The 7,726-nt window shown below is 35.1% G+C and carries 10 protein-coding genes; all 10 read right to left on the bottom strand.

Going from position 1 to position 7,726, the window contains the following annotated elements; genetic code table 11:
- Window positions 1–481 precede the first annotated feature (481 nt).
- Window positions 482–988 carry an NUDIX hydrolase gene (locus tag Q0F04_RS11015; RefSeq protein ID WP_295753274.1) on the bottom strand — a complete coding sequence of 169 codons (507 nt, stop codon included), beginning with the start codon at window positions 986–988 and terminating at the stop codon, window positions 482–484.
- Entirely contained in the window at window positions 981–1,313 is a 333-nt protein-coding gene (gene hisI / locus Q0F04_RS11010) for a phosphoribosyl-AMP cyclohydrolase (protein WP_295753270.1), read from the bottom strand. Before hisI ends, Q0F04_RS11015 begins: the two co-directional genes overlap by 8 nt.
- Window positions 1,310–2,065 carry an imidazole glycerol phosphate synthase subunit HisF gene (gene hisF / locus Q0F04_RS11005; RefSeq protein WP_295753267.1) on the bottom strand — a complete coding sequence of 252 codons (756 nt, stop codon included), beginning with the start codon at window positions 2,063–2,065 and terminating at the stop codon, window positions 1,310–1,312. Before hisF ends, hisI begins: the two co-directional genes overlap by 4 nt.
- The gene (hisA, locus tag Q0F04_RS11000) at window positions 2,059–2,769 is read right to left on the bottom strand and encodes a 1-(5-phosphoribosyl)-5-[(5-phosphoribosylamino)methylideneamino]imidazole-4-carboxamide isomerase (RefSeq protein WP_295753263.1); all 711 of its coding nucleotides are present in this window, start codon (window positions 2,767–2,769) and stop codon (window positions 2,059–2,061) included. The genes hisF and hisA overlap by 7 nt, the downstream gene beginning before the upstream one ends.
- On the bottom strand, window positions 2,770–3,369 hold the full coding sequence (hisH, locus tag Q0F04_RS10995) for an imidazole glycerol phosphate synthase subunit HisH (RefSeq protein WP_295753260.1): 600 nt from the start codon (window positions 3,367–3,369) through the stop codon (window positions 2,770–2,772).
- Entirely contained in the window at window positions 3,366–3,947 is a 582-nt protein-coding gene (gene hisB / locus Q0F04_RS10990) for an imidazoleglycerol-phosphate dehydratase HisB (RefSeq protein WP_295753257.1), read from the bottom strand. The genes hisH and hisB overlap by 4 nt, the downstream gene beginning before the upstream one ends.
- Window positions 3,934–4,944 (bottom strand): histidinol-phosphate transaminase, encoded by a 1,011-nt coding sequence (locus Q0F04_RS10985; RefSeq protein WP_295753254.1) that lies wholly within the window; start codon window positions 4,942–4,944, stop codon window positions 3,934–3,936. Before Q0F04_RS10985 ends, hisB begins: the two co-directional genes overlap by 14 nt.
- Complete coding sequence (gene hisD, locus Q0F04_RS10980; RefSeq protein ID WP_295753252.1) at window positions 4,944–6,224, bottom strand: histidinol dehydrogenase; 1,281 nt, start codon at window positions 6,222–6,224, stop codon at window positions 4,944–4,946. Before hisD ends, Q0F04_RS10985 begins: the two co-directional genes overlap by 1 nt.
- Window positions 6,214–6,852: an ATP phosphoribosyltransferase gene (gene hisG, locus Q0F04_RS10975; RefSeq protein ID WP_117571861.1), complete on the bottom strand. Its 639-nt coding sequence runs from the start codon at window positions 6,850–6,852 to the stop codon at window positions 6,214–6,216. Before hisG ends, hisD begins: the two co-directional genes overlap by 11 nt.
- Window positions 6,853–6,961: 109 nt before the next feature.
- Window positions 6,962–7,726, bottom strand: a 765-nt coding sequence (locus Q0F04_RS10970) for a reverse transcriptase domain-containing protein (RefSeq protein ID WP_295753248.1), incomplete at its 5' end; no start/stop codon positions are given.

The following is a 7,726-nucleotide window of genomic DNA, read 5'->3' as shown; positions in this document are numbered from 1 at the left end:
GCGAATTTTAAGCTGCCTAGCGCATTACCCTATGTAATCTTATAGCGTATCTAGACCCTAACTATTTTTATATAGTCTTTTTAAATTTCCAGATTCATCTTCCACGAAACCAATTTCTTAATATACAAAAAAAAGAGGTTTAAGGCTTTCATCACTTCCTTAAACCGCTTTTCGCAATATTTATATCCTCATATAAATATTACAATGAATTTTGTTTGTATCCATTATATTATTATGCTCTTCTTAACAAACAAAATTCTGTATAGATAAAACCACCACATTTTATCTATACCCTCTAATCCACTTTTCCTTCGCAGAGTTTACCACGCTCTGCATGTCCCTTTGGCAGCTCATCACACTGCCATCTAAATAATAGCACATATAAAAAGGGTAAGCAAGCTTACCCATTTGTCAGTCTATGACCTATAAAGGAAGTAGTCGGTAGTGTTTCAGTCATAGAACTTACATATATATTTTAGTCCTATTTTTTCTGTTGTAAAGCCTTCATGATTCTTTCAAAATGTAAAAATTCATCTTCTTTATTCATCGCAATCAATTCATCTAGACTCACACACTTACAATCAATACTTTCACGCGTATTTAATGTTACATTGCTTAATTGAAAATCAAACTTAAAATGATAAATATCCACAAAATAATTATCATGCCTTTTTGGCTCTTCATTAAAGTAAGAATAGACAACGCACCCATTTACTACATCCAGTCCCGTTTCTTCTTTTACCTCACGCTTGATCGCATCTAAGCTAGATTCTTCACTCTTAGCACCGCCACCAGGCATTTCCCAGCCTCCAGCTGCCCATTTTTTATCTAAGGCCCTTTGTGTAACTAAGAATTTTCCTTCTTCGTTTTCTAAGATAGCCAAAACATACATCATGAATTCTCCAGGCTGAAATACATACGTGCTGCGATCTACCACGCGATTTAAAAGTTTTCGATTTCTATCATATAAATCAACAAATTCACTCATCTACACAATCTCCATTTTCATCTCTATAAAAACAAGAATAATGTCCCGTATGACAAGCTGCACCCACTTGTTTGACCTCTAATAAAATCGTATCTTGATCACAATCGATGCGAATTGCCTGTACATGCTGATAATGTCCACTTGTTTCGCCTTTGACCCATAAGCTTTGTCTTGATCGAGAATAATACGTAGCCAATTTTGTCTCAACTGTTTGTTTGTAAGACTCTTCGTTCATATATGCCAACATCAATACTTTTTTTGTATCCACATCCTGCACAATACAAGGTATCAATCCATTTTGTTTCTCAAAATCCAATCGCCTCATATACGAACTGCCACTCCTTTCTCTTTTAAATACTTTTTCACATTTTGAACACTTGATTCTTCATAATGAAAAATACTAGCTGCTAAAGCCGCATCACTCACTTTTAATGCATCCACAAAGTCATCCATCTTTCCACATCCACCAGACGCAATCACGGGAACTTGAACAACTTTAGATACAGCCTCATACAAGGCTAAATCAAAACCATCCTTAGTGCCATCCGCATCCATGCTCGTTAATAAGATTTCTCCAGCACCTAACGATACACCTTTTAAGATCCATTCAATACAATCGATTCCCGTATCTTTTCTTCCACCTTCAATATAGACGTTCCATCCCGAACCATCTTTTCTTCGCTTAGCATCCACCGCAAGTACAATACATTGGTTTCCAAAACGCTTACTGGCTTCTTTGATTAAGTCTGGATTACGAATTGCAGCACTATTTAAGCTTACTTTATCGGCTCCTGCCATCAACATAGCACGAACATCTTCAATCGTTGAAATACCTCCACCAACTGTAAAAGGAATATAGATTTCTTTTGCGACCTTTTTTACAATATCAACCATTGTTTTTCTTTTTTCGACTGTGGCACTTATATCTAAAAAGACTAATTCATCAGCCCCATCTAAATAATATTTCTTTGCCAAAGCAACAGGATCTCCCACTTCTTTTAAACCCAAAAAGTGGATTCCTTTCACAACATTTCCATCTTTTACATCTAAACAAGGTATAATTCTTTTCGTCAACATATGCTTAGCGCCTCTTTCAAATCTAACGTCTTTTCATAAATAGCCTTACCCGCAATAACACCATATAGCCCTAAGTCTTTACATTTTTGGATATGCGATAAATCACGAACACCGCCAGATGCGATTAAGTCACATGATACATGATTTTTAAGTGCTTCTAACATCTCAAAGTTAGGTCCTTGTAACGTTCCATCCTTTGAAATATCCGTACAAATTAATGTCTTGACACCAATCTGTTCCATTCTTTTCGCAAAATCCAAATAATATTCTTTGCTCGTTTCTAGCCAGCCAGACGTACATACATACCCATCTTTACAATCCAGTCCGACCGCAATCTTAGAACCATATTTTGAAACTGCATCTTTTAATAAATCTATATCTTGAATGGCTGAAGTTCCTAGAATAACTCTTGAAACCCCATTTTCTATATAAAAATCAATAGCAGACATCGTACGAATGCCTCCACCTACTTCAACGGGTATATCGCATGTCTTCACAATTTCACAAATCAAATCCGCATTAACACGGCTTCCCTCTTTTGCCCCATTTAAATCTACAACATGTAAATAGCTAGCATTTGCGGCTTCAAAATTTTTAGCGCAGTCAAGGACATCATCCGCTACACATTTGGATTGGCCATAATCCCCTTGGTATAAACGAACGGGTTTTCCATCTAATATATCTATTGCAGGTAATACAATCATCTAGAACTCCTTTCCAAAATATTCCAATATTTTTAATCCATCTTCCCCACTTTTTTCAGGATGAAACTGACATCCCATAATATGATCATGCATCACAAGACCTGGTATTTTCATACTTCCATACATAGAATACCCAATTAAGTCTTGATCATCCATATCTTTGGCATAATATGAATGCACATAATACACATACGTATTTTCTTTAAAAATTGTTTGCGGCTGATTACTTTCCAATACATTCCAACCAATCTGAGGAATTTTTACACTTGTATCTTCCATGTGACAAACATGGCCTTTTAAAAAGCCAAAACCATCACATAAGCCATTTTCTTCACTTGTTTCAAACAAAGCCTGCATACCCAGACAAATCCCCAACAAAGGAACATCTTTATTTACTTGTTGAACAATAAAATCATATAGCCCCATAGAATGGAGTGTGTGCATGCAGTCTTGAAAAGCTCCAACGCCTGGTAAAATTAATTTATCGCATTTAGATAAAATAGATACATCTTTTGAAACAACACTATCTAAGCCTAAATAGTCACAAGCATTTTTTACGCTATATAAATTAGACATACCATAATCAATAATCCCAATCATTCGATTACCCCTTTAGAACTAGGAATACGATCCGATTCTATTTTTACGGCTTGTTTCAAGGCACGACCAAACGCTTTAAATATGGCCTCTACTTTATGATGATCATTCTTTCCATAATACACATTGATATGTAGTGTTACACCGGCTGCCACGCAAAAGGCTCTAAAAAATTCTTCAACCATTTCACAAGACATTGTTCCAATGTTTTCCCGTGTTAATTCACAATTAAAAACCAAATAAGGACGTCCACTAATATCTAATGTGACATTGCATAAAACCTCATCCATTGGAAGATTCATACTTCCATAGCGGGCAATTCCTTTTTTATCCCCTAAAGCTTCTAAGAACAATTTTCCTAATAAAATACCACAATCTTCAATGGTATGGTGATCACACACTTCAAGATCGCCATCAGCTTTTACAACCAAATCAAAATTCGAGTGAAACGCAAACAATGTCAACATATGATCAAAAAAACCAATTCCTGTATCAATATCACTATTTCCATTTCCATCTAAGTTGATCTTTTCATATATTTTTGTTTCTATTGTATCCCTGTTTTTTTCAGCTATTCTCATACTCAAATCTCCTTAGAACATCTAATACCATTTCATTTTCTTTGCTTGTTCCAATTGTTATACGAAAACTCGTATCCGCATAATTTCGAATGGTGATGTTCTTTTCTTTAAACATATTCATTAAAGTATCTTTTTCATCCGTTCTTCCATACAAAAAATTCGCATTTGAAGGATAGAAATTCATTTTTTTATAATCCTTCACTTCTTGATACATTCTTTCTCTTTCTGAAATAATTGTCGCAATGTTTGACTTGTATGCATCGGCATGTCTTAATACAACACTCGCAATCGTTTGCGTTACACTGCTAAGTGCATAAGGAATAAAAAGTGGAGCCAATTTTTCAACTTGTGAAGAAATCATAAAACCACAACGAATTCCTGCTAGTCCATATGCCTTAGATAGGGTTCGACAGACAAATGCCATTGGATATGTTTTTAATAAATCGATGGCGCTTTCTTTACCAAACTCCATATAGGCTTCATCAAAAATGACGGGTATATTTGAAAAGGCTTCGCAAATTTGAATCATTTCTGATTTAGAAATCGCATGTCCCGTTGGATTGTTTGGATTCGAAAATAAGATCATATCCACTTTTTTATCTTTACCATTTGAAATGAACGCCTCGACATCAAAGGATCCATCTAAAGCTGTTTCAAATTTTTCAATTTTTGAATGATTTAATTCTACGTAATAGTCATACATAGAAAAATCTGGTGCTAATGTATACAGTGTTTTATTATCCTGTAAATAATATTGAATCAAGAACCCCAACATTTGATCCGATCCATTTCCCGATAAAATCCAAGATGATGGTACATTCATAATATCGGCATATAAACTATGTAATTCATGACAAGTTGTATCGGGATATCGATTTAAAGATAAATTAGAAATCGCATCTAAAATCTCTTGTTTGATATTATCATCTACATTTTGGCTAGCCTCATTGGCATTCAATAATATTCCCGTTTGTGTGTGTGTTTGATATCCCTGCATTATTTCACCCTCACTTTCGCTGCATTGGCATGTGCTTGTAAGTGCTCTTCGCTGGCAATTGTTTCAATATATTTTCCATAGGCTTCGATTGCTTGTTTTGAATAATATAAATACGATGATTTTTTAATAAAACTATCTACGGATAAAGCACTTGAAAAACGTGCTGTTCCACTCGTTGGTAAAACATGGTTTGTTCCACCAAAATAATCTCCAATACTTTCACATGTGTAGTAGCCCAAGAAAACACTACCTGCATTTTTTACTTCTTGTAGGTGTTCCATTGGATTCTGAATCATTAATTCTAAGTGTTCTGGTGCAATCTCATTACTAATGGAAATACATTCTTCTATTGAATCACATACAATGGCTTTACCATAATTCTTTAAGGATTGTTCCACAATTTCTTTTTTAGGTAAAACTGCACTTTGTTTTAAAAGCTGCTGATTCACCAAATCCAAAAGTTTTTCACTTGTTGTCAATAAAATAGCACTCGCCATTGGATCGTGTTCAGCTTGCGATAATAGATCGGCTGCCACATATTCTGCATTTGCCTTTTCATCGGCAACCACTAAAATTTCACTTGGCCCTGCGATCATATCAATATCGACCGTTCCATACACTAATTTTTTAGCTGCCGCAACATAAATATTTCCTGGCCCCACGATTTTATCCACTCGATCAATGGTTTGTGTTCCATAGGCCAAGGCAGCAATAGCTTGAGCCCCACCAATCTTATAGATTTTATCTACACCGGCAAGTTTTGCAGCATACGCAATGTTAGGATGAATCGTTCCATTTTTATCCGGTGGAGTTACCATCACAACATTTTGAACACCGGCAATTTTTGCGGGTAACGCATTCATTAAAACGCTACTTGGATATTGGGCACGTCCTCCTGGAACATAGATTCCTACGGCTTCAAGAGGCAATACTCTTTGGCCTAAATAGATTCCCTTTTCTTTCTGCAACAAATATCCATTTTGTTTTTGAAGTTTATGAAAGTCTTCAATGTTTTGTTTCGCAAGCTTCATTGCTTCTACAAACGCATCATCGCATTTTAATATTTGTGCATCCCATTCTTCTTGAGATACTTCCATTGAATCTAAAGAAACATGATCAAATTCATAAGTATATTTTAAACATGCTTCATCTTTATTTTCTTTTACATCCTTAATAATATTTGATACTGTAACCAAAACATCTGTACTTAGATCTTGTGTTCGTGACATCAAATATTCTTTCAATGTATCTTTATCTTCTTTATAAATTCTAGTCAACATCTGCATCCACCCTCTTACTTAAATCATTGATTACTTTCATCACTTCTTCGTGTTTTAGCTTGAAGCTTGCTTTATTCACAATCACACGTGCACTAATATCACATACTGTATCTAGCACAACTAAGCCATTTTCTTTTAGGGTCGTTCCTGTTTCCATAATATCTACGATTCCATCGCATAAACCTAGAATAGGGGCTAATTCTACGGATCCATCAATCTTAATAATTTCAACATCCATACCTTTAGACAAAAAATATTGTTTAGCTACACGTGGATATTTGGTTCCAATCTTAATGTGTCCTACTTTTGAAAATAACTGATTTTGAGGTAGGCTAGCCACAATGAATTTGCACTTGCCAATCTTCAAATCTAACAATTCATAGTTATCATTCTCATTTTCTAAAATAGTATCTTTTCCAACAACACCAATATCCGCAACACCATGATTCACATAGGTAATACAATCGTTGGATTTCACTAAAAAATATTGAATGTCATGTACAGAATCTTTAAACACTAAAGCTCGACCCTTGTCTTTTAATGCTTCTATTCCATAGCCAAGTTCTTCTAACATGGCAACAGTTTGTTTTTCTAGACGTCCCTTTGTGAGCGCAATCGATAAACTCATAAGTAAATTTACCTCCTTCTTTACTTTACTAATTTTTAAACAGTTGGAAATAAACTCCTCTACGAACCGTACGCGCAGTTTTCCCGCATACGGCTCCCCACTGTTACTTTTAAACACTCTTGTTATAAATGACTATGTCACCACTCCAAATATCTACATGGATATAGGGGTGTATGATTCTATCATTCCATATTTCATAGAACCTTTCCAACTTGAAACTTCTTCTTTGACTCCTTCGGTTTAACCATTTGAACGTTACATATAGTGAATGAATCCATAGGCTTCTTACCTCTCGTATCATTCCACTCAAACTGTAGTAATTAAAACTACCTGTCAACTTCTTATTCAATGCTTTCATGAATTCGTCAAATTGAGTGTTTCTATTCTCTTTGACCCATTTCTTAAGATTAGACTTGAACTGCTTCTTCTTTTTGCGACTGATTTTATGTCCCACAGTGTAGTAGCCTTTTCTTGTCTTACTGTTGAAATGTGTAAAGCCTAGAAAATCAAAAGTTTCTCTTGTGGCACAATTTCTTCCAAATGGAAGTATTCGTGTCTTTTCCTTGGATAGTTCCAACCCAAAAAGTTCCATTCTTTTAATAATGGCTTCATATACTCTTTGTGCATCTCTTTCATATTGAAACATTATTAAGAAATCATCCGCAAATCTTACGAGGTATGCTTCTCCATATAATTGTTTCTTGATGCACTTTTCAAACCATAAATCCAATACATAATGTAGATACACATTGGCAAGTATTGGACTAATCAGTCCTCCTTGAGGTGTTCCTACACTTGTATCCTCATATTTTCCTTCTATCATGACACCTGATTTGAGCATTCTCGCTATATATCTCAGGTAGTTCGGGTCTGC

The sequence above is a fragment of the uncultured Holdemanella sp. genome, assembly GCF_934772795.1.
Lineage (GTDB): Bacteria > Bacillota_I > Bacilli_A > Erysipelotrichales > Erysipelotrichaceae > Holdemanella.
Note: the sequence above shows the minus strand (reverse complement) of the source record. Positions and strands in the feature narration are given on the sequence as shown.